Source organism: Streptomyces sp. NEAU-YJ-81, assembly GCF_017592595.1.
GTDB classification, from domain to species: Bacteria; Actinomycetota; Actinomycetes; order Streptomycetales; family Streptomycetaceae; genus Streptomyces; species Streptomyces hygroscopicus_B.
On record NZ_JAGFNO010000038.1, the window covers coordinates 55,063 to 80,382 of the forward strand.

The 25,320-nt window shown below is 74.1% G+C and carries 2 protein-coding genes; both read right to left on the bottom strand.

The features are described from left to right. Window positions 1-2 precede the first annotated feature (2 nt). A complete protein-coding gene (locus J5X86_RS43935; protein WP_208522224.1) occupies window positions 3-10,295 on the bottom strand; it encodes a type I polyketide synthase in 10,293 nt (3,430 codons plus the stop codon). Window positions 10,296-10,342: 47 nt separating this feature from the next. Beyond that, the coding region (locus J5X86_RS43940; RefSeq protein WP_208522225.1) for a type I polyketide synthase at window positions 10,343-25,320 on the bottom strand (14,978 nt) is incomplete at its 5' end.

Consider the following 25,320-nt stretch of genomic DNA (forward strand, 5'->3'; position numbering starts at 1 on the left):
CGTCAGGAATCGTTGCCGTCGAGGCTGTCGAGGTCGAGCGCCATGTCGATGAGGTGCTGGACGTCCATCTCGTCGATGGACTCCGCCTCGTCCTCGACGCGGCTGGGATCGGAAGTGGCTGCTTGTGGATCGGCCAGCCGGAGCAGCGTGTCCAGCAGCCCCGCCTCCCGGATCCGGCCCATCGGGATGGTGGCCAGGGTGCGGCGCAGCTCGGCGTCCTGCGGATCGGTGTCCACATGGGCCTGGGCATGGCCGGGGCCGTGGCCCGGTCCGTCCGGGATCAGCTCGGTCAGCAGATGCTCGGCGAGCGCGGCCGGTGTCGGGTAGTCGTAGACCAGGCTCGCGGGCAGTTTGAGGCCGGTGGTCGCGCCGAGCCGGGTGCGCAGTTCGACCGCGGTGAGCGAGTCGAAGCCCAGCTCGCTGAAGGCGCGTCCGGCCTCGACCTCGTCGGCTGAGGCATGGCCGAGGGCGCTGGCCACATGGGTGCGGACCACCTCCAGCACCGCGTCCTTACGGTCGGCCACGGCGAGTCCGGCGAGCCGCTCGCGCAGCGCCGAGGCGCCGTCGGCCGCCGCCGTGTCCGCCGATTCGCCCTCGCCACCGCCCCCTAGGGCCTTGGCGACCTGCGGCAGATCGTCGATCAGCGGGCGGGGGCGGGCGGCGGTGAAGGCCGGGGCGAACCGCTCCCAGTCGACATCGGCCACCGTCACGGCGGTCTCCTGGCGGGAGAGCACCCGCTGGAAGGCGACCATGTTCAGCTCCGGTGCCATCGGCGGCAGTCCACGGCGGCGCAACTGCTCCTCCGCGTCGCCCTCGGCGGCCATACCGCCCTCCGCCCACGGGCCCCAGGCCACGGAGGTGGCGGTGAGACCGCGCGCCCGGCGCTGTTCGGCCAGCGCGTCGAGGAAGGCGTTTCCGGCCGCGTACGCCCCCTGGCCGCCACTGCCCCACACCCCGGCGATCGAGGAGAAGAGCACGAAGGCGTCCAGCTCGGCGTCCTCGCCGAAGAGAGCGTCGAGGTGGACCGCCCCGGTCGTCTTGGCCGCCACGATCCCGGCGAACTCAGGGAGTTCGGTGCCGGTGCCGGGCTCCTGGGAGATCCCGGCCGAATGCACCACGGCGCGTACCGGGGTGCCGTTGGCGGCCAGCTTCTCCACGAGCGCCGCGAGCGCGTCGCGGTCGGCCACATCGCATGCCTCGACGGTCACGGCGGTGTCGGTGCCGGACAGTTCGGCCACGATCTCGGCCGCGCCCGGCGCGTCGGGGCCCCGGCGGCTGAGCAGCACCAGCCGCTCCGCGCCGTTGTGGGCCAGCCAGCGGGCGACATGCCGCCCCAGGGCGCCCGTGCCACCGGTCACCAGCACGGTGCCGCGCGGCGTCCAGGGCTCGGCGGCGGCGGTGGCCACGTCGCGCGGGGCCGGGACGAGGCGGCGTACGAAGACCCCGGTGGCGCGGATCGCCACCTGATCCTCGTCGTCGGCCCCGGCGAGCACGGCCGCGAGCCGGTCCAGCGCCCGCTCGTCCACGGTCTCCGGCAGGTCGACCAGACCGCCCCAGCGCTCGGGCTGCTCCAGGGCGACGACCCGGCCGTAACCCCAGACCTGGGCCTGGGTGGCGCTGTCCAGCCGGTCGGCGCCGCCGGTCGCGACCGCGCCCCGGGTGGCGCACCACAGCCGCGCCGGGGCGTCCTCGCCCCGCAGGGCCAGCGCCTCGGGCCGCGCCAGCGCCTCGGTCAGCGCACCGGTCAGCGCGAGGCCGACTGGCACCGCCGGATGCGCCGGGTGTGGCCGCTCGTCCAGCGCCAGCAGGGACAGCACTCCGGCCACCGGGCCGTCGGCCGTCGCCTGGGCGAGGCGGTCGCCCACGGCCGCGGGGTCGGTGTCCGCGGCGTCCAGTTCGACGCGGACGACCCGCACCCCGCGCCCCGTCAGGTCGTCGGCCACGGCGGTGATCCGCGGGTCGTCGGCGTGGTGCGCGGGAACGACGGTCAGCCAGGTGCCGGCCGGGGCCGGGGAGCCCGACGGGGCCTGCGGACGCGGCTTCCACACCACGTTGTAGAGGTGGCCGTCGGCGGCGGACCGCTCGCGCTGGGCGCGGCGCCACGTCGACAGGGCGGGCAGCACCGCGCTGAGCGGCTGGTCGCCCTCGACCCGCAGCTCGGTGGCGAGCGACTCCCAGTCCTCGCGCTCCACGGCCTCCCAGAATCGCGCGTCCACCGCGTCCACGGCGCCCTCGGCCGCGGTCCCGGCCTCCAGGGCGAACTCCGGCCAGTAGCGGCGGCGCTGGAACGCGTACGTCGGCAGGTCGACGCGGTGGGCGCCGGTCCCGGCGAAGTACCCGGCCCAGTCCACCTCGGCGCCCCGGACATACGCCTGGGCGAGCGCGGTGGTGAGGGTCTCGGCCTCGGGGCGGTCCTTGCGCAGCCCGGCCGCGAAGCCCGCCACGTCGGCGTCGGTGACGCACTCCTGGGCCATGGCGGTCAGGACGCCGTCGGGGCCCAGCTCCACGAAGGTGGTGACGCCTTGGGCTTCCAACGCCCGTACGCCGTCGAGGAAGCGGACGGCCTCGCGGACGTGGCGCACCCAGAAGTCGGGGCTGGTGATCTCCTCGGCGGAGACGATGGCGCCGGTGAGGTTGGAGACGATCGGGATCCGCGGGGCCTCATACGACAGGCCCTGCGCGATGTCACCGAACGCCTCCAGCATCCCGTCCATGCGAGGCGAGTGGAACGCGTGGCTGACGGTGAGCCGCTTGGTCTTACGACCCTGCGCCTCGAACGACGCCGCGAGCTCCGCCGCCGCGTCCTCATCGCCCGCGATGACCACCGACGTCGGCCCGTTCAGCGCGGCGATCGAGACGCGCTCGTTGAGCAGCGGCGTCACCTCGTCCTCCGACGCCTCAACGGCGATCATCGCGCCACCGGCGGGCAGCTCCTGCATCAGCCGGCCCCGCGCGGCCACCAGCGTGCACGCGTCCGCGAGCGACAGCACACCGGCCACATGCGCGGCGGCCAGCTCACCGATCGAGTGGCCGGAGAGGAAGTCCGCCTTCAGGCCCCACGCCTCGACCAGCCGGAACAGCGCCACCTCGACCGCGAACAGCGCAGGCTGGGTGAACGCGGTCTGGTCCAGTGCCTCGGCCTCATCCCCGAACAGCACGTCCTGCAAAGGCCGTTCAAGATGGGCGTCCAGCTCCGCGCAGATCGCGTCCAGCGCTTCGGCGAACGCCGGGTAGGCGTCGTACAGCTCACGCCCCATCCCCAGCCGCTGGCTGCCCTGCCCGGTGAAGAGGAACGCCAGCTTGCCGCCGGTCACCGAGCCCTCGACGAGCCCCGTGGCACCGCGCCCGTCGGCCAGCGCCGCGAGCTGCTCGCCGAGGAGGCCGCCGTCCCGGCCGAGCACCACGGCCCGGTGTTCCAGAGCGGCGCGGGAGGTGGCGAGGGAGTAGCCGAGGTCGAGCGGGCGCGGCCCATCGGCGCCGCCGTCCACGGAGGCGTCCGCGAAGGCGTCCACGGCGGGCCGCAGCCGTGCGGCCTGGGCCCGTAGCGCGTCCTCGGTACGGCCCGAAACCGGCCAGGCGAGGACGGGCAGGGCCCGCTCCGGAGCGGGCGCGGAGACCGCGTCCATGGCCGGGGCCTGCTCGATGATCGCGTGCGAGTTGGTGCCGCTGAAACCGAACGACGACACACCCGCGCGGCGCGGACGGCCGGTCTCCGGCCAGGGCCGGGCCTCGGCCAGCAGCTCGATGTCTCCCGCCGACCAGTCGACGTGCGGGGTCGGCTCGCTGACGTGGAGGGTCCGCGGCAGCACACCGTGCCGCATCGCCATAACCATCTTCATGATGCCGGCGGCGCCCGCCACGGCCTGGGTGTGGCCGATGTTGGACTTCACCGAACCCAGCCACAGCGGCCGGTCCTCCGGCCGGTCCTGGCCGTAGGTGGCGAGCAGCGCCTGCGCCTCGATCGGGTCGCCCAGCGTCGTACCGGTGCCGTGGGCCTCCACGACGTCGATGTCCGTGGCCGAAAGACCGGCGTTGGCCAGGGCCTGCCGGATGACGCGCTGCTGGGACGGGCCGTTGGGCGCGGTCAGGCCGTTCGACGCGCCGTCCTGGTTGATGGCGGTGGAGCGCAGGACGGCGAGCACCGGATGGCCGTTCTCGCGCGCGTCGGAGAGCCGCTCCACCAGGAAGAGGCCCACGCCTTCGGCCCAGTTGGTGCCGTCCGCGTCACCGGAGAACGCCTTGATCCGGCCGTCGGCGGCCAGTCCGCGCTGACGGCTGAACTCCAGGAAGGCGCCCGGGGTCGACATGACCGTGACGGCTCCGGCCAGCGCGAGCGAGCATTCGCCGTTGCGCAGCGCCTGCGCGGCCAGGTGCAGCGCCACCACCGACGACGAGCAGGCCGTGTCGATGGTGACCGCCGGGCCTTCGAGCCCGAAGGCGTAGGAGAGCCGGCCGGAGGCCACGCTGGAGGAGTTGCCGGTGCCGAGGTGGCCTTCGAGGCCCTGCGGCTCGTTCAGCCACAGCGTCAGATAGTCCTGGTCGTTGGAGCCGATGTAGACACCGGTACGGCTGCCGCGCAGGGACGCGGGGTCGACCCCGGCCCGCTCGAACGCCTCCCAGGTGGTCTCCAGCAGCAGCCGCTGCTGCGGGTCCATCGCGAGCGCCTCACGCGGCGAGATACCGAAGAACGACGCGTCGAAGTCGGCCACGTCGTGCAGGAAGCCGCCCTCGCGGGTGTAGCTGGTGCCCTCGAGGTCGGGGTCGTCGCTGTAGAGGGTGGCGAGGTCCCAGCCGCGGTCGGCGGGGAACGGGGTGATGGCGTCGTCACCGGCGACCAGCAGTTGCCACAGCTCCTCGGGCGACCGCACGCCACCGGGGAAGCGGCAGCTCATCGCGACGATCGCGATCGGGTCGTCGCGGTCCACCGCGCTGATCACCCGGTCGGGCACGATCGCGTCGGCCGCGTCCCCGACGATCTCCTCGCGCAGATGGCCCGCCAGGCTGGTCGAGGTGGGGTAGTCGAAGACGAGCGTGGGCGGCAGCCGCAGCCCGGTCGCCTCGCGCAGCAGATTGCGCAGTTCGACGGCGGTCAGGGAGTCGAAGCCCAGGTCCTTGAAGGCCCGGCCCTCCTCGACGGCCTGCGGGCCCGCATAGCCGAGGACGGCCGCCACCTGCGTACGGACCAGGTCCAGCAGCAGCCGGTCCTGCTCGGCCGCGCTCAGCCCGGCCAGCCGCTCCGCCAGCGCGGAGCCGCCGCCCGCGGCGGTGTCCACCGCGCGGCGCACCGGGACCCGCACCAGCCCGCGCAGCAGCGGCGCGAGCGCGCCCGCCGCGGCCTGGGCGCGCAGCGCCACGGCGTCCACGCGCATCGGGACCGGCACAGCCTCGTCCGTGGTGAGCGCGGCGTCCAGGAGGGCAAGGCCCTCCGCCGGGGACAGCGGCGGCAGTCCGGCGCGCCGCATCCGGCTGATGTCGGCCTCGTCCAGGCCACCGGCCATACCGGCGCCCGCCCAGGGGCCCCAGGCCAGCGAGACGGCAGGGAGGCTCTCGGCGCGGCGGTGTACGGCGAGGGCGTCCAGGAAGGCGTTGGCGGCCGCGTAGTTGCCCTGGCCGGGGGTGCCGAAGACGCCCGAGGCGGAGGAGAACAGCACGAAGGCCGTCAGGTCCAGGTCGCGGGTCAGCTCGTGCAGATTCCACGCCGCGTCCACCTTCGGACGCATGACGTGGTCGACGCGCTCGGGCGTCAGCGAGCCGATCACACCGTCGTCCAGCACACCGGCCGTGTGCACGACGGCGGTCAGCGGATGCTCGCCGGGGACGGTGGCGAGGGCCGCGGCGAGCGCGTCCCGGTCCGCCACATCACACGCCGCCCAGGCCACCTCGGCACCCAACTCGCCCAGCTCAGCGGCGAGTTCGGCCGCACCCGGGGCCTGCTGCCCACGGCGGCTCACCAGCAGGAGCTGCCGTACGCCACGCTCGGCCACCAGATGCCGGGCCACCAGCCCGCCCAGCGAACCGGAGGCGCCGGTGACCAGCACCGTGCCCTGGGAGTCGAAGGCGCCCTCGGTGGCCGCCGTCTCGTCCGCGATCGGCACCCTGGCCAGGCGCGGGATGCGGGCGACGCCCGTACGGACGGCGAGTTGCTCCTCGCCCGCCGCCAGCGCGGCCGGAAGCGCCGTGAGCGACGCGTCCTGGCCGTCGGTGTCCAGCAGGACGAAGCGGTCCGGGTTCTCGGCCTGCGCCGTGCGCAGCAGACCCCACACCGCGGACTGCGCCGGATCGCGCACCGGCTCGCCCTCGCCGAGGGTCAGGAACACCAGCCGCGAGGTGGCGAACCGCTCATCGGCCAGCCACGCCTGGGCCAGGCCCAGCGCCTCGGCCGTGGCCCGGCGCACCGCGCCGGGCACCTCGTCGCCACTCTCGGTGGACGGGGTGACGAACACGTACTCCGGTACGGCCGCCCCGGACGCCACGGCCTCGCCCAGCGCCGTGAAGTCCGCATACGCACCGGCCCCGGCGGCCACGAGCCCGAGGGCGTCCGCGCCGAGCGCCGCCCACCGGCTGCCGCCGGGCGCGCCGGCGCCCGCTCCGGCCGGGAGTTCGGTCCACTCCACCCGGAACAGCGACTCGTGGTACGCCGCCCGTGCGGCCCGCACCTGCTCCGCCGACACGGCGCGCAGGACCAGCGAGTCCACGGCGGCGACCGGCGCACCGGCCAAGTCCGCGATCTCCAGCCGGACCCCGTCCGCGCCCCGCAGCACCAGCCGCACCCGCAGCGCCGAGGCGCCGCTCGCGTACAGCGACACACCGCTCCAGGCGAACGGCAGCCGCCCGCCCTGGCTCTCGCCGTCGCCCAGACCGTCCATGCCGAGCGCGTGCAGCGCCGAGTCGAGCAGCGCCGGATGCAGTCCGTACGCCTGCGCGTCGGAGGCGGCGGACTCGTCCAGCCGCACCTCAGCGAAGAGTTCGTCCCCGCGCCGCCATGCGGCCGTAAGCCCCTGGAACACCGGGCCGTACCGCAGCCCGCCGTCCGCGAGGGCCGCGTACAGCTCCTCGGTACGGGCCGCCTCGGCGCCCTGCGGCGGCCACGCGGTCAGCGCGAACGACGGCCGGGGCGCGCCCGAGGCGAGCACACCGTCGGCGTGTCGCGTCCACGGCTCCTCGGCCGGGGCGTCCTCCGCGCGGGACAGCACGGTCAGGGACCGCCGCCCGGCGCCGTCGGGCGCGCCGACCGTGAGCTGCAGCCGGACGCCACCGCGTGCGGGCAGCACCAACGGGGCGTGCAGGGTCAGCTCGTCGAGCAGGTCACAGCCGACCTGATCACCGGCGCGCACGGCGAGCTCCACGAACGCCGTGCCGGGCAGCACCACCGTGTCCCGCACCACATGGTCGGCCAGCCACGGATGCGTATCCACACCCAGCCGTCCCGTGAAGACCAGCCCATCGGTCTCCGCCAGCGGCACCGCGGCGCCGAGCAGCGGATGCCCAGCCAACTCCAGCCCCACGGAGGCCACATCACCCACGGAAGCCGCGCCCGGCTCCAGCCAGAACCGCTCATGCTGGAAGGCGTACGTCGGCAGATCCACCTGCTCCGCGTCCCTACCGGCGAAGAACCCGGCCCAGTCCACGGCCGCACCGCGCACATGCGCCCGTGCGACGGCCGTGGTCAGCGCCTCGGCCTCGGGGCGGTCCTTGCGCAGCGCGGAGATGAACGCGGCGTCCGACGCGGAGTCGGTCACACACTCCTGAGCCATCGCGGTGAGCACACCGTCCGGGCCCAGTTCGACGAACGTGGTGACACCCTTGGACTCAAGGGTCCGTACCCCGTCGAGGAAGCGGACGGCCTCGCGGACGTGGCGCACCCAGAAGTCGGGGGTCGTGATCTCCTCGGCGGACACCACGCCACCGGTCAGATTCGACACGATCGGGATCTTCGGAGCCTCGTACGACAGCCCCTGCGCCACCTGCCGGAACGCGTCCAACATGCCGTCCATACGCGGCGAGTGGAAGGCGTGGCTGACCGTGAGCCGCTTGGTCTTACGACCCTGCGCCTCGAAGCCCGCCGCAATCGCGACAGCCTCGTCCTCATCACCCGCGATGACCACCGACGTCGGCCCGTTGAGCGCGGCAATGCTGACCCGCTCGGTCAGCAGCGGCAGCACCTCGTCCTCCGACGCCTGGACCGCGATCATCGCGCCACCGGCCGGAAGCTCCTGCATCAGACGGCCACGCGCGGCCACCAGCTTCGCCGCATCCGCGAGCGACAACACACCCGCCACATGCGCCGCGGCCAGCTCACCAATCGAGTGTCCCGACAGATAGTCGGGCTTCAGACCCCACGCCTCAACGAGCCGGAACAGCGCCACCTCAACCGCGAACAGCGCAGGCTGGGTGAAACCGGTCTGGTCGAGCGCCTCAGCATCGTCCCCGAACAGCACGTCCTTCAAAGGCCGCTCAAGATGCCGGTCCAGCTCCGCACACACCGCATCCAGCGCCTCGGCGAACACCGGATAGGCGTCATACAGCTCATGCCCCATCCCCAGCCGCTGGCTCCCCTGCCCCGTGAACAGGAACGCCAGCTCGCCCTCGGCAACCACGCCCTCGACCAGCCCCGGCGCGGACTCCCCCCGCGCCAGCGCCTCCAGGCCCGCCGTCAGCCCGGCGCGGTCCTCGCCCACGACCACCGCGCGGCGCTCCAGCGCCGCCCGGCCGGTGGCCAGCGAGTAGGCCACATCGGTGGTGCCGAGGGCGGGTTCGCGGTCGAGGTGGGAGGCGAGGCGGCGGGCGTTGTCGCGCAGCGCCGCCGCGTTCCCGGCGGACAGGGGCCACGGCAGTACGGTGGCGGTGACCGCCGCGACCGGGGTGGCGTCCTCGTCCGTGGCCGACGGCTCCTCGGCCTCCGGCTCGGGGGCCTGCTCCAGGATGGTGTGGGCGTTGGTGCCGCTCACGCCGAAGGCCGAGACACCGGCCCGGCGCGGCCTGCCGGTCTCGTCCCAGGGGCGGGCCTCGGTCAGCAGGGACACCTCGCCCGCCGACCAGTCGACGGTCGGGGACGGCTGGTCGACGTGGAGGGTCTTGGGCAGGACGCCGTGGCGTATCGCCATGACCATCTTGATGACGCCCGCGACACCCGCCGCCGCCTGGGCGTGGCCCAGGTTGGACTTGAGCGAGCCCAGCCACAGCGGCCGGCCCTCGGGCCGCTCCTGGCCGTAGGTGGCCAGCAGCGCCTGCGCCTCGATCGGGTCGCCCAGCGTCGTGCCCGTGCCGTGCGCCTCGACGACGTCGATCTCGGCGGCGGACAGCCGGGCGTTCTCCAGGGCCTGGCGGATGACGCGCCGCTGCGAGGGGCCGTTCGGCGCGGTCAGACCATTGGACGCACCATCCTGGTTCACCGCGCTGCCACGCACCACGGCGAGTACCGGGTGGCCGTTCCTGCGGGCGTCCGACAGCCGCTCGACCAGCAGCACGCCGACGCCCTCGGACCAGCCGGTGCCGTCCGCCGAGGCGGCGAAGGACTTGCAGCGGCCGTCGGGGGCGAGGCCGCGCTGGCGGCTGAACTCCACGAAGACGTCCGGGTTGGGCATCACGGTGACGCCGCCGACGAGGGCGAGCGAGCATTCGCGCTGCCGCAGCGCCTGGGCCGCCCAATGCAGGGCGACCAGCGACGACGAGCACGCCGTGTCGATCGTGGCGGCCGGGCCTTCGAGGCCGAAGGTGTAGGCGATACGGCCGGACAGCACGCTGGTGGCGCCGCCGGTGAGCAGCAGCCCCTCCAGCTCCTCCGGCGCGCCCGAAACATCCGAGCCATAGCCCATGGCCGAGGCGCCCACATAAACGCCGGTGCGGCTGCCCTTGACGGAGGTCGGGTCGATTCCCGCGCGCTCGAAAACCTCCCAGGAGGTTTCCAGCAGCAGCCGCTGCTGCGGGTCCATCGCGAGGGCCTCGCGCGGCGAAATGCCGAAGAATCCGGGGTCGAATTCGGTGGCGCCGTCGAGGAATCCGCCGCCGCTGTTGTAGAAGGTGCCCTTGCGGTCGGGGTCAGGATCGGCCAGCCCCTCGATGTCCCAGCCGCGGTCGGCGGGGAATCCGGAAATGGCGTCGCCGCCCTCCGCGACCAGCTTCCACAGGTCCTCGGGCGAACCGACGCCACCGGGGAACCGGCAGCTCATCGCGGTGATCGCGATCGGTTCCTGCGCGTCCGCCTCCACCTCGGTCAGGCGGCGACGGGCCCGGCGCAGCTCAGTGGTCATCCACTTCAGATTGTCGAGAAGCTTCTCTTCGTTCGCGCTAGCCACGGAAACGTCACCTCCTGAGGTCAGTTGAATTGAGGGCGGTCATCACGTCAGGACCTTCCGAATTCATTGTTGATGATGTCGAAGATGTCTTCGGCGGAGGCGGCGTCGAGGGCGAGTTCATCGTCCTCGCCGCCGTCGGCGCCCGCCGCGCTCTCGGTCTCGTTCCATGTCCGAAGCAGCGCTTCGAGTCGGGCCGTGACCCGTTCGCGTTCCGTCGCGTCGTCGGAGACGTGGGAAAGGGTGAATTCCAGCTTGTCGATTTCGGCGAGGGCCGGGAGTTCGGGTGTGGTGTCCTCGCCGAGGAGGTCGGCGCGCAGCACATCGGCGAGCGCGCCGGGCGTCGGGTGGTCGAAGACCAGGGTGGCGGTGAGCTGGAGCCCGGTGGCCGCGTTCAGCCGGTTGCGGAGTTCGACGGCGGTGAGGGAGTCGAAGCCCAGCTCCTTGAAGGCCCGGCCCGCCTGGACGGCCGTGATGTCGTCGTGTCCGAGGACGGCGGCGACCTCCGTACGGACGAGATCGAGCAGGACCTTGTCCGCCTCGGACTCGGTGAGCCCGGCGAGCCGCTGCCGCAGGGACTCCGCCGATGCCTCGGCCGTGCCGCCGTCCGCGCCCTCCGCCGGGTCCGGTGCCAGGGCGGCGCGGACCTCGGGCAGATCGGCGATGAGCGGGCGGGGGCGGGCCGCCGTGAAGGTGGGGGCGAAACGGTCCCAGTCGACATCGGCCACCGTCACCACGGTCTCGTTCCGGTCCAGCGCCTGCTGGAGGGCGGCGATGGCGGAGTGCGGGGCCATCACCGGCAGGCCGCGGCGGCGCAGTTGCTCGGCCGCCTCGTCGTCGGTGACGAGTCCGCCGTCCGCCCACGGGCCCCAGGCCACGGAGGTGGCGGTGAGGCCGCGGGCCCGGCGCTGTTCGGCCAGCGCGTCGAGGAAGGCGTTTCCGGCCGCGTAGGCGCCCTGGCCGCCACTGCCCCACACCGCGGCGATCGAGGAGAAGAGCACGAAGGCGTCCAGCTCGGTGTCGCCGAGCAGCGCGTCCAGATGGGCCGCGCCCGCGACCTTGGCTGCGACCACATCGGCGACATCGGCCGGGGTGGTCTCCGCGAGCGGTGCGAACTGCCCGGCGCCCGCCGTGTGCACGACGGCGGTGAGCGGGTGGACCGGGTGCTCGTCGCGGATCCGGGCCAGCAGCCCGGCGACCGCGTCCCGGTCGGTGACGTCGCAGGCGGCGACGGTCACCTGGGCGCCCTTCGCGATCAGTTCGGCCGCGAGTACGTCGGCGCCGGGGGCGTCGGGGCCCCGGCGGCTGGTGAGCACCAGATGCTCGGCGCCGTTCTCCGCCAGCCAGCGGGCCACATGGGCGCCCAGCGCGCCGGTGCCGCCGGTGACCAGGACCGTGCCACGCGGCCGCCAGGGCGCGCCGGTGGCCGGGGTGGACTCGGCGTGGGCGAGGCGGCGGGCCAGGATTCCGGCCGTACGGATCGCCAACTGGTCCTCGTGGTCGTCGCCGTGTCCGCCGAGCACACCGGCCAGGCGGTCGGCGGCCCGTTCGTCGAGCGTCGCGGGCAGGTCGATCAGACCGCCCCAGCGCTCGGGGTGCTCCAGCGCGACCACCCGCCCCAGGCCCCAGAGCTGCGCCTGTGCGGCGCTGCCGACCGGTTCCGAGGCGGCGGTGGAGACGGCGCTGGTGGTGACGCACCACAGCGGGGCGTCCAGGCCCGCGTCCCCGAGCGCCTGCACCAGCACTCCGGTGCGCAGCAGCCCGGTGGGCACGGCGGGGTGGTCGGGGTGCGGGCGCTCGTCCAGCGCGAGCAGCGACAGCACACCGTGCACGGGCTCGTCGGCCGCCGCCCGGCGGATCCGGTCGGCCAGGGCGCCCCGGTCGAGGTCCCCGCCGTCGGCCGGGGTGATGCCGATGCGCCGGATGTCGGCGCCCCGGTCGGCCAGCGCGGCCACGAGGCGCCGTACGGTGTCGGCGTGGCCCGCGGCCGCGGCCGGTTCGGCGACCAGCCAGACGCCGGGAGCGGCGGCGAGCCGCGGCTCCTCCAGCGGCTTCCAGGTGACGCGGTAGCGCCGGCCGTCGAGCGCGGACTGCTCGCGTTCGCGGCGCCGCCACGCGGACAGCGCCGGGAGCAGCGCGCTGAGCGGCTGGTCCACATCGATGCCCACCGCGTCCGACAGCGAGGCGAGATCGTCGCTCTCGACCGCATCCCAGAACCGGGCGCCGGCCGCGTCGACGGCCGTGGCCGCCTCGCCGGACGTGTGGCGCGGGGTGCCGTCCAGCCAGTAGCGCCGCCGCTGGAAGGCGTATGTGGGCAGCTCGACGCGGTGGGCGCCGGTCCCGGCGAACAGCGCCTCCCAGTCCACGGCCGCGCCCCGCACGTGCAGCGTGGCGAGGGCGCCGGTCAGCGTCTCCGTCTCGGGGCGCCCGGCGCGCAGTACGGGCACGAAGGCCACCTCTTCGGCGCCGTCGCCTCCGGCTGTGACGCAGTCCTGCGCCATGGCGGACAGCACCCCGTCCGGGCCCAGTTCGACGTAGGTGGTGACGCCTTGGGCCTCCAGGGCGCGGACAGCGTCGAGGAAGCGGACGGCGTGGCGGACATGGCGGACCCAGTAGTCGGCGGCCATGCCCAGCTCGTCGGCGACCGGCTGCCCGGTGACCGTGGAGACGATCGGGATGCGCGGCGCGCGGTACGTCAGCCTCTCGGCGACCTTGCGGAAGTCGGCGAGCATGCCGTCCATCAGCGGGGAGTGGAAGGCGTGGCTCACGGTGAGCCGCTTGGTCTTGCGGCCCCGCGCCTCGAACGACGCCGCGATCTCCAGCGCCGCGTCCTCGTCGCCCGCGATGACCACCGAGGTGGGCCCGTTGAGCGCGGCGATGCCGACGCGCTCGGTGAGCAGCGGCTCGACCTCGTCCTCCGCCGCCTGCAGCGCGACCATCGCGCCACGGGCGGGCAGTTGCTGCATCAGCCGGCCGCGGGCGGCCACCAGCGTGGCGGCGTCCTCCAGCGACAGCACCCCGGACACATGCGCCGCGGCCAGCTCGCCGATGGAGTGCCCGGCCAGGACGTCCGGCCGCAGTCCGGCGGCCTCGGCCAGCCGGAAGAGTGCCACCTCGACCGCGAACAGCGCGGGCTGGGTGAAGCCGGTCCGGTCCAGCGACTCCTTGTCGTCCCCGAACAGCACGTCGTACAGCGGCCATTCGAGGTGCCGGTCCAGCTCGGCGCAGACCGCGTCCAGCGCCTCCGCGAAGACCGGGCTGGCCTCGTACAGCTCACGGCCCATGCCGAGCCGCTGGCTGCCCTGCCCGGTGAAGAGCATGGCCGTACGACCCTCGGCGGGCACACCCCGGACCAGATGGGCGGCGGACTCGCCGCGCGCGAGGGCGGTGAGGCCCGCGAGCAGCCGGTCCCGGTCCGGGCCGAGGACCACCGCGCGGTGCTCCAGGGCGGACCTGGTGGTGGCCAGGGAGTACGCCACGTCCACGGCGCCGAGCCCGGTGTCGGCCTCGAGGTGGGCGCGCAGCCGCTCGGCCTGGGCCCGCAGCGCGTCCTCGCCCTTGGCCGACAGCGGCCAGGCCACCACATCGGGCCGCACGAGGGGGCTCTGCGATGTGCTGTCGACCGGCTCGTCGTGGACCGGGGCCTGCTCCAGGACCGTATGGGCGTTGGTGCCGCTGAAGCCGAACGAGGAGACGCCCGCGCGGCGCGGACGGCCGGTCTCCGGCCACTCCACCTGCTCGGTGAGCAGCGACACCGCGCCCGCCGACCAGTCCACATGCGGCGACGGATCGTCCACGTGCAGAGTGCGCGGCAGCACACCGTGGCGCATGGCCAGCACCATCTTGATGATGCCCGCGACACCGGCGGCGGCCTGGGTGTGGCCGATGTTGGACTTGATGGCGCCCAGCCACAGCGGCCGGTCCGCCTCCCGCTCCTGGCCATAAGTGGCCAGCAGCGCCTGCGCCTCGATCGGGTCGCCGAGCCGGGTGCCGGTGCCATGGGCCTCGACCGCGTCCACCTCGGCGGCCGACAGGCCCGCACCGGCCAGCGCCTGGCGGATCACGCGCTGCTGGGCCGGGCCATTGGGCGCGGTCAGACCGTTGGAGGCGCCGTCCTGGTTGATGGCGGAGCCACGGACGATCGCCAGCACCGGGTGGCCGTTGCGCCGGGCGTCCGACAGCCGCTCCACGAGCAGCATGCCGACGCCCTCGCCCCAGCCGGTGCCGTCCGCCTCGGCCGCGAACGCCTTGCAGCGGCCGTCCGGAGCCAGTCCGCGCTGGCGGCTGAACTCGATGTACGCGCCGGGGCTCGACATGACCGTCACACCGCCGGCGAGCGCGAGCGAGCACTCGCCCTGGCGCAGCGCCTGGATCGCCCAGTGCAGCGCCACCAGCGACGACGAACATGCCGTGTCGACGGTGACCGCCGGGCCCTCAAGACCGAAGGTGTAGGCGAGCCGGCCGGAGACCACGCTGGCCGCGTTGCCCGTGCCCAGGTAGCCCTCGACCTCCTCGGGGACGGTGTGCAGCGAGGCGTCGTAGTCCTGTCCGTTGGAGCCGACGAAGACCCCGGCAGAGGTGCCGCGCAGCGTCGCCGGGTCGATGCCCGCGCGCTCGAACGCCTCCCAGGAGGTCTCCAGCAGCAACCGCTGCTGCGGGTCCATGGCCAGGGCCTCGCGCGGCGAGATCCCGAAGAACGGGGCGTCGAAGTGGCCCGCGTCGTAGAGGAAACCGCCCTCGCGTGCGTAGAAGGTGCCCCGCCGGTCGGGGTCCGGGTCGTAGAGCGCGTCCAGGTCCCAGCCGCGGTCGGCGGGGAACTCGGCGATCGCGTCCCCGCCCGCGGTGAGCAGTTGCCACAGCTCCTCGGGCGTACGCACCCCGCCCGGGAAGCGGCAGCTCATCGCGACGATCGCGATCGGGTCGTCATCGACCGCCGCCGTCACGGCCGCAGGCTGCGAGGCCCCGGCGGCGGCGGTGTCCGCCCCGATGAGTTCGCCGCGCAGATAGCCCGCGAGGGCGGCGGCCGTCGGGTAGTCGAAGACCAGGGTCGTGGGCAGTTGGACACCGCTGGCGGCACCGAGCCGGTTGCGCAGCTCGACGGCGGTCAGCGAGTCGAAGCCCAGCTCGCCGAAGGCGCGGTCGGCGGCGATGGACTCCGAGCCGTCGTGTCCGAGTACCGCGGCCACCTGCGTACGGACCAGGTCCAGCAGCAGCCGGTCCCGCTCCGCCTCGCCCAGCCCGGCCAGCCGGGCGGCGAGCGAGGAGCCGTCGGCCGCGGTCTCGGTGGCGGTGTTCGCCGCCGCCGCGCGGGTCTCCGGGAGGTCCGCGAGCAGGCGGCTGGGCCGGGCGGCGGTGAAGTCCGGTGCGAACCGGTCCCAGTCGATGTCCGCGACGGTGACCACGGTGTCATCGAGGTCGAGCGCCCGCTGGAGCGCGCCGATCGCCAACTCGGCGTCCATCGGCGGCAGTCCGCCCCGGCGCAGCCGCTGCTCCAGTGTTCCGTCCGTGGCCATGCCGCCCTCGGCCCACGGGCCCCAGGCGATCGAGGTGGCGGGCAAGCCCTCGGCGCGCCGCCGCTCGGCCAGCGCGTCCAGATAGGCGTTGGCGGCGGCGTAGTTGCCCTGGCCCGCAGCGCCGAACGTGCCGCTGATCGAGGAGAACAGCACGAAGGCCGACAGCTCCCGGTCGCGCGTCAGCTCGTCGAGATGGGCCGCGGCGGCTGCCTTGGCGCGCAGTACGGATGTGAAGCGCTCTGGCGTGAGCGAGTCCAGTACGCCGTCGTCCAGCACCCCCGCCGTGTGCACGACGGCGGTCAGCGGCAGCTCGGCGGGAAGACCGGCGAGGAGCCGCGCGAGCGCGTCCCGGTCGGACACATCGCACGCGGCGACGGTCACCCGGGCACCGGAGGCGGCAAGTTCGTCACGCAGCTCGACGGCACCGGGGGCGTCCAGGCCCCGGCGGCTGGTGAGCACCACATGCTCGGCGCCGCCCGCGACCAGCCAGCGGGCCACCTGCGCGCCCAGCGCGCCCGTACCGCCGGTGACCAGGGTCGTACCGGCGCCCGGCGTCCACGTGTCGCCGGAGGACGCGGTAGCCCGTACGAGCCGACGTCCGAACACGCCCGACGCCCGCACCGCGACCTGGTCCTCGCCACCGGCACCGGCCAGCACCTCGGCCAGCCGCCCCAGCGCACGCTCATCGGCCGTCGCCGGGAGGTCGACCAGACCGCCCCAGCGCTCGGGCAGCTCCAGCGCCGCCACCCGGCCCAGACCCCACAGCCGCGCCCCCTCCGGGCTGACCGCTCCATCCGAACGGCCCACGGCCACCGCGCCCCGCGTGGCCACCCACAGCGGCGCGCCGATGCCCGCGTCGCCCAGGGCCTGCGTCAGCGCGGCCGTCCGCAGCAGCGCGTCGCCGTCCGCGGAAGCCAAACCGTCTGCGTGTGCCGGACCGTCCGCGAGGGCCAGACCGTCCGCGAGGCCCAGCAGGGACAGCACGCCACCGGTCACGGGCTCGTCGCCAACGACCCCGGCCAGCCGCTCGGCCACCGCGGCGCGGTCGTCGTCGGCAGTCAGCTCGACGCGGCGTACGTCGGCACCGCGCTCGTTCAGCATCCGCACGGCACCCGCGACCCAGGCGTCCTCGGCCGCCTCGGCCGGTACCACCACGAGCCAACGGCCGCCCAGGGACGCCGCGGAGCGGTCGGTGACCGGCTTCCACGACACCCGGTAGCGCCAGCCGTCCACCGTCGAACGCTCCGACTGCTGCCGCCGCCACGACGACAGCGAGGGCAGCAGGGCCTCCAGCGCGCCGTTGTCCTCGGTGCCGAGGTTCAGGGTCTCGGCGAGCGAGGCCAGGTCCGCACGCTCGACGGCCTCCCAGAAGCGGGCGTCGACCGCGTCCTGAGCCGTGGCGTCGGGGGTGGCGGTGGCGGTCCGCACGTCCAGCCAGTAGCGCCGCCGCTGGAACGCGTACGTCGGCAACTCCACGCGCCGCGCACCAGTTCCGGCGTAGAACGCCTCCCAGTCCAGGGCCACGCCCCGGACCTGCAGCGCGGCGAGGGCGGAGGTGACGGTCTCGGCCTCGGGGCGGCCACCGCGCAGGGCGGCGACGAAGGCCGCCGCCGCGTCGCCCTCGGCGAGGCAGTCCTGGCCCATGGCGGACAGCACACCGTCGGGGCCGAGTTCGAGGTAGGTGGTGACGCCGTGGGCTTCCATCGTCCGGACGCCGTCGAGGAAGCGGACGGCCTCGCGGACGTGGCGCACCCAGAAGTCGGCGGTCGTGATCTCCTCGGCGGAGACGACGGAACCGGTGAGGTTGGAGACGATCGGGATGCGCGGGGCTTCGTAGGTCAGCCCCTGCGCCACCTCGCGGAACGCGTCCAACATGCCGTCCATGCACGGGGAGTGGAAGGCGTGGCTGACCGTGAGGCGCTTGGTCTTGCGGCCCTGGGCCTCGAAGGTCGCCGCGATCGAGACAGCCGCGTCCTCATCACCCGCGATGACCACGGAGGTGGGCCCGTTGAGCGCGGCGATCGAGACGCGCTCGCTGAGCAGCGGCGTGACCTCGTCCTCGGCCGCCTGGACGGCGATCATCGCGCCACCGGCCGGCAGCTCCTGCATCAACCGCCCGCGCGCCGCCACCAGCTTCGCCGCATCCGCCAGCGACAGCACACCCGCCACATGGGCGGCGGCCAGCTCACCGATCGAGTGCCCGGAGAGGAAGTCGGGCCGCAGCCCCCACGCCTCGACCAGCCGGAACAGCGCCACCTCGACCGCGAACAGCGCGGGCTGGGTGAACCCGGTCCGGTCCAGAGTCGTGGCGTCGTCCCCGAACAGCACATCCCGCAGCGGCCGTTCGAGATGCGCGTCCAGGTGAGCACACACCTCGTCCAGCGCCTGCGCGAACATCGGATAGGCGTCGTACAGCTCACGCCCCATCCCCAGCCGCTGGCTCCCCTGCCCCGTGAACAGGAAGGCCAGCTTCCCGGCCACCGGCGAGCCCTGCACCAGGCCCGTGGCCGGTTCGCCGGAGGCCAGTGCATCCAGGGCGCGCAGGAAGCCCTCGCGGCCGTCGGCCACCAGCACCGCGCGGTCTTCGAAGGTGGTGCGCCCGGCGGCCAGGGTGTAGCCGATGGCGGCCAGGTCCACGTCCTCGTCAGTGGAGTGGGCCCGCAGCCGGTCGCGCAGGTGGCGGGCCTGGTCGCGCAGCGCGTCCCGGCCCACGGCCGACAGCGGCCACGGCAGCACCGGCGGTACGGCGGCGGGCCGCGCAGCAGCGTCCTCGTGGTCCTCGGCGGCCGGCGGCTGCTCGATGATGGTGTGCGCGTTGGTGCCGCTGATGCCGAACGACGACACACCGGCGCGGCGCGGACGGCCGGTCTCCGGCCACTCCATCCGCTCCGTGAGCAGCGAGACCGCGCCGTCCTCCCAGTCGACGTTGGCCGAGGGCGCGTCCACGTGCAGTGTCTGGGGCAGCACACCGTGGCGCATGGCCAGCACCATCTTGATGATGCCCGCGACACCGGCGGCGGCCTGTGTGTGACCGATGTTGGACTTGATGGAGCCGAGCCACAGCGGCCGCTCCGCGTCCCGCTGCTGCCCGTACGTGGCCAGCAGCGCCTGCGCCTCGATCGGGTCACCCAGCGTCGTGCCCGTACCGTGCGCCTCGACCGCGTCCACATCGCCCGCCGACAGCCCGGCGGCGGCCAGCGCCTGCCGGATGACACGCTGCTGGGACGGGCCGTTCGGCGCCGTCAGACCGTTCGAGGCACCGTCCTGGTTGATCGCGCTGCCCCGCACGACCGCAAGCACCGGGTGCCCGTGGCGCCGCGCGTCCGAGAGCCGCTCCACGAGCAGCATGCCCGCGCCCTCGGCCCAGCCCGTGCCGTCCGCCGACGCCGCGAAGGACTTGCACCGGCCGTCCGTGGCCAGGCCGCGCTGACGGCTGAAGTCGATGAACGTCTCGGGGGTGGCCATGACCGCGACACCACCGGCCAGCGCCATGGTGCACTCGCCCGCGCGCAGCGCCTGGATCGCCCAGTGGAGCGCCACCAGCGAGGACGAACACGCCGTGTCGACGGTGACCGCCGGGCCCTCAAGACCGAAGGTGTACGCCACCCGGCCCGACGCGATGGAGCCCGCGTTGCCGGTGCCGATGTAGCCCTCGACACCGTCGGGGATGCCGTCGAGCCCGGTCACGTAGTCGTGGTACATGACGCCCGCGAACACGCCGGTCTTGCTGCCGCGCACGGTCGCCGGGTCGATGCCCGCGCGCTCGAACGCCTCCCACGACGTCTCCAGCAGCAGCCGCTGCTGCGGGTCCATCGCGAGCGCCTCACGCGGCGAGATGCCGAAGAAGTCCGGGTCGAAGTCGGCGGCGTCGTGCAGGAAGCCGCCCTCGCGGGTGTACGAGGTGCCCGCGTGGTCGGGGTCCGGGTGGTACAGACCGTCGAGGTCCCAGCCACGGTCCACGGGGAAGCCGGAGATGCCGTCGCCGCCGGTGGCGACCAGCTCCCACAGCTCCTCCGGGGTGCGCACCCCGCCCGGGAAGCGGCAGCTCATGCCGACGATGACGATCGGGTCGTCGTCGACCGCCGGGGCCGCGCCCGTCCGTACGGGGACGAGCGGCGCCGTGGTCTCCTCGGCGCCCAGCAGCTCCTCGCGCAGATGACCGGCCAGGGCGGTGGGGGTCGGGTAGTCGAAGACGAGCGTGGCGGGTAGCCGCAGCCCGGTGACGGTCTTGAGGTCGTTGCGGAGTTCGACGGCGGTGAGCGAGTCGAAGCCCAGCTCCTTGAACGCCCGCCCGGCCTCGACCGCCTCCGGGCCCGCGTAACCGAGCACCGCGGCGACCCGGCCGCACACCAACTCCAGCAGCTCACGGTCCTGTTCGGACCGGGCGAGCCCGGCCAGCCGCTGGGCGAGCGAGGAGCCGTCGGCGGTGCCGGCCGCGGCGGCGGCCCGCCGGACCGGGGTCCGCACCAGGCCGCGGAACAGCGCCGGGACGCTGCCGGTCGCCGTGGCCTCGGTGCGCAGCCCCGCGTAGTCGAGCCGCATCGGGAACAGCACGGCGGCACCGTCGGCGCGGGCCGCGTCGAAGAGCGCGAGCCCCTCGTCGGCGGCGATCGGGGCGACCCCGCCTCGCGCGATGCGCAGCAGATCGACCTCGTCAAGGCCGCTGCCCATGCCCGCACCGCCCCACAGGCCCCAGGCCAGCGCGGTGGCCGGGAGCCCCTGGGCCACGCGGTGCTGGGCCAGCGCCTCCAGGAAGGAGTTGGCGGCGGCGTAGCTCGCCTGTCCGGGCGCGCCGAACACGGCGGCGGCACCGGAGAACAGCACGAAAGCGGACAGCTCGTGGCCACGGGTCAGCTCGTGCAGGTTGAGCGCCGCGTCCACCTTGGGACGCAGCACCCGCGCCACCCGCTCGGGCGTCAGGGAGCCGAGGATGCCGTCGTCCAGGACACCCGCCGTGTGCACCACGGCGGTCAGCGGATGCTCGGCCGGGATGGCGGCCAGGGTCGCGGCGAGCGCGTCGCGGTCGGCCACATCGCAGGCCGCCCAGGTCACGGTGGCACCGGCCGCCGTGAGGTCGACGGCCAGCTCCTCGGCGCCGTCGGCGTCGGCGCCACGGCGGCTGACCAGCAGGAGTCGCCGTACGCCGTGGGCGGAGACGAGGTGGCGGGCGAAGAGGCCGCCGAGGGTTCCGCCGGCGCCGGTGATCAGCACGGTGCCGTTGGGGTCGTACGACGGGGCGGTGGATTGCTCGTGAGCGTCGCCGTCGGTGCTCTCAGTAACAGGCACCCGGGCCAGCCGGGGCGCGAGCGCCACGCCCGCGCGCAGCGCCAGCTCCGCCTCGTCCACGCCGAGCGCGGCGGGCACCGTACGGTACGAGCCCTCCTCGCCGTCCACGTCCAGCAGCACCAGACGGCCGGGGTTCTCCGACTGCGCGGAGCGGAACAGACCGCGCACGGCGGCGTACGGCAGATCCGCCACGCCCGCCCCCGGCTCGGTCTCCACCGCGCCCCGGCTCAGCAGCACCAGCCGCGAGGCGGCGAACCGCTCATCGGCCAGCCACTCCTGGAGCAGGGCGAGGGTGGTCTGCGTGGCCTCGTACACGGCCGTCGCATCGGTGCCGTCGCCGTTGCCGTCACTGAGGCCGACACCGACACCGGCACCGGCACCGGCACCGGCACCGGCCAGCAGGACGGTGTCGGGCGCGGGCGCCCCGGCCGCCACGGCCGTCCGCAGCACCGACAGATCGCGATACGCGGCGAGCCGGACCCCGGACCCGAACGCGCCCTCCAGCACGGCCAGTTGACCGGCATCCGCGCCGAGCACCGCCCAGTCGCCCGTGGCCGCGCCCGTCGCGGGCGCCGGAACCGCCGTCCAGTCCAGCCGGAACAGCGACTCGTGCAGTCCGCCACGCGCCGCGCGGACCTGGTCGGCGGAGGCCGCCCGCAGCGCCACCGACTCGATGGTGGCCACCGGGCGGCCCGTGCCGTCGGCCACCAGCAGCGAGACCGCGTTCGACGGCCGCTCGGACAGCCGCACCCGGAGCGCACCGGCCCCGGCCGCGTGTAGCTGAACGCCGTTCCACGCGAACGGCAGCAGCGCGCCCTCGGCCGGCGCCGCCTCGCGGTCGGCGCTGTCGAGGCCGATGACGTGCAGCGCGGCGTCGAGCAGGGCCGGGTGCAGGCCGAACCGCTCGGCCTCGGCACCCGACGTCAGCGGCGCGTCCTCGGGGAAGCCCACCTCGGCGTAGAGGTTCTCGCCGAGCCGCCAGGCGCCCTTGAGCCCCTGGAACACCGGCCCGTAGCCGAGACCTGCCCCGGCCAGCTCCTCGTACAGCCCCTCGACCGCGATCGGCGTCGCGCCCTGCGGCGGCCATACGGCGAGCTCATCGGGCTCGCCGGACTCGGAGATCCGGGCGCCGGGCGCGAGCACACCGGTGGCGTGGCGCGTCCACGGCTCAGTCCCGAGCGCGTCCTGCCGACGCGAATGCAGGCTGAAGGAACGGCGGCCGGACTCGTCCGGCCCGTCCACGACGAGCTGCACCCGCACCCCGGTGTGCTCCGGCAGCACGAGCGGGGCTTCCAGGGTGAGTTCGTCCAGCCGCTCGCAGCCGACCTGGGCGCCTGCGGCGCCGGCCAGCTCGACGAAGGCCGTACCGGGCAGCAGCACGGTGTCCATGACCGCGTGGTCGGCCAGCCAGGGGTGCGTGCGGATGGAGAGCACACCCGTGAGCAGGAGCCCATCGGCGTCCGCGAGCGCGACGGCGGCGCCGAGGAGCGGATGGTCGATGTCGCCCAGCCCGATCGACTCGGGGTCGCCCGCCGCGAGGGCGGCGGCGCTGGGCCAGTAGCGCTGGCGCTGGAAGGCGTAGGTGGGTAGCTCGGCCGGGTCCACCGGGGCGGCGCCCGAACCGGTGAAAACGGCCGCCCAGTCGGGCGTCACCCCACGGACGTGTGCTCGCGCGACGGCCGAGAGCAGCGCCTCGGCCTCCGGGCGGTGCTTGCGCAGCGCGGCGGCGAACGCGGTGTCCTCACCGGTCACGCACTCCTGCGCCATCGCGGAGAGGACACCGTCGGGGCCCAACTCCACGAAGGTGGTGACGCCTTGGGCTTCCAACGTCCGCACGCCATCGAGGAAGCGGACGGCTTCGCGGACGTGGCGCACCCAGAAGTCGGGGGTCGTGATCTCCTCGGCGGAGACGATGGCGCCGGTGAGGTTGGAGACGATCGGGATGCGCGGGGCCTCGTACGTCAGCCCCTCGGCCACCTCGCGGAAGGCGTCCAGCATGCCGTCCATACGCGGGGAGTGGAACGCGTGGCTGACCGTGAGGCGCTTGGTCTTCCGACCCTGCGCCTCGAACGAGGCCGCAATCTCCAGCGCCGCGTCCTCGTCACCTGCGATGACCACGGAGGTCGGCCCGTTGAGCGCGGCGATGCTGACCCGCTCGGTCAGCAGCGGCATGACCTCGTCCTCCGACGCCTGCACCGCGATCATCGCGCCACCCGCCGGAAGCTCCTGCATCAACCGCCCACGAGCCGCCACCAACTGCGCCGCATCCGCCAGCGACAACACACCCGCCACATGGGCGGCAGCCAGCTCACCGATGGAGTGACCCGAGAGGAAGTCCGGCGTCAGACCCCACGCCTCGACCAGCCGGAACAACGCCACCTCAACCGCGAACAACGCAGGCTGAGTGAACCCCGTCTGATCCAACGTCTCAGCGTCATCCCCGAAGAGCACATCCCGCAGCGGCCGCTCCAGATACAGATCCAGATGCGCACACACCTCATCCAGCGCATCCGCGAACACCGGATACGCCTGGTAGAGCTCACGCCCCATCCCCAGTCGCTGGCTCCCCTGCCCCGTGAACAGGAACGCCACCTTGCCCTCAGCAACCGCCCCCTCGACCATGAACGGGGCGGCCTCGCCCCGGGCCACCGCGTCGAGCGACCGCAGCAGTTCGTCCCGGTCGCCGACGGTCAGCACGGCACGCCGCTCCAGGGCGGCGCGGCCGACGGCCAGGGCGTGGGCGATGTCGAGCGGCGCCGACTCCGGCCGCGACGCGAGGTGGGCGTGCAGCCGCGCGGCCTGCTCCCGCAGCGCTTCGGCGCTCTTGGCGGACAGGACGAACGGCAGGAGGCCGCCGAGGCCGTTCCGCTCGGGCGCCTCGGTCGGGGCGGCCGTGGCGGCCGTGGCGGCCGGAAGAGCCGGGGCCTGCTCGATGATGGTGTGCGCGTTGGTGCCACTGATGCCGAACGAGGAGATACCGGCACGGCGCGGACGGCCGACCTCCGGCCATTCCACCTGCTCCGTCAGCAGCGAGACCGCACCCGCCGACCAGTCCACATGCGGCGACGGCTCATCCACATGCAACGTCTGCGGCAACACCCCGTGCCGCATCGCCAACACCATCTTGATGATGCCCGCGACACCCGCCGCCGCCTGCGTGTGCCCGATGTTGGACTTGATGGACCCCAGCCACAACGGCCGGTCCCCATCCCGCTGCTGCCCGTACGTGGCGAGCAGCGCCTGAGCCTCGATCGGGTCACCCAGCGTCGTACCCGTACCGTGCGCCTCGACCACGTCCACATCGCCGGTCGTCAGCCCGGCGCTGGTCAGCGCCTGCCGGATGACGCGCTGCTGCGACGGACCGTTGGGCGCCGTCAGACCGTTCGACGCACCGTCCTGGTTGATCGCGCTGCCCCGCACGACCGCCAGCACCGGGTGCCCGTGGCGCCGCGCGTCCGACAGCCGCTCCACGAGCAGCATGCCCGCGCCCTCGCCCCAGCCGGTGCCATCCGCACCGGCCGCGAACGCCTTGATGCGGCCATCGGCGGCCAGTCCGCGCTGACGGCTGAAGTCGATGAAGTTCTCGGGGGTGGACATCACCGTGACGCCGCCCGCGAGCGCCATCGTGCACTCACCCTGCCGCAGCGCCTGCACCGCCAGATGCAGCGCCACCAGCGACGACGAGCAGGCCGTGTCGACCGTGACGGCCGGGCCCTCAAGGCCGAAGGTGTACGCCACCCGACCGGACACCACGCTCGCCGCGTTGCCCGTGCCCAGATGGCCCTCCAGGCCCTCGGGCGCCTGCATCAGCAGCGACAGATAGTCCTGGCCGTTGGTCCCGGCAAAGACACCGATCTGCTGACCGCGCAGCGCACCCGGGTCGATGCCCGCGCGCTCGAACGCCTCCCACGACGTCTCCAGCAGCAACCGCTGCTGCGGGTCCATGGCCAGGGCTTCACGCGGCGAGATCCCAAAGAACGACGCGTCGAAGTCCCCGGCGTCGTAAAGGAAACCGCCCTCGCGTGCGTACGACGTGCCCGGACGGTCCGGGTCCGGGTCGTACAGCCCCGCCAGATCCCAGCCACGATCGGACGGGAACTCCGCAATCGCGTCCCCACCGGCCGTCAGCAACTGCCACAGCTCTTCCGGCGACCGCACCCCACCCGGGAAACGGCAGCTCATCGCCACGATCGCAATCGGATCGTCGGCCACCGCGACCGTCGGCGCGG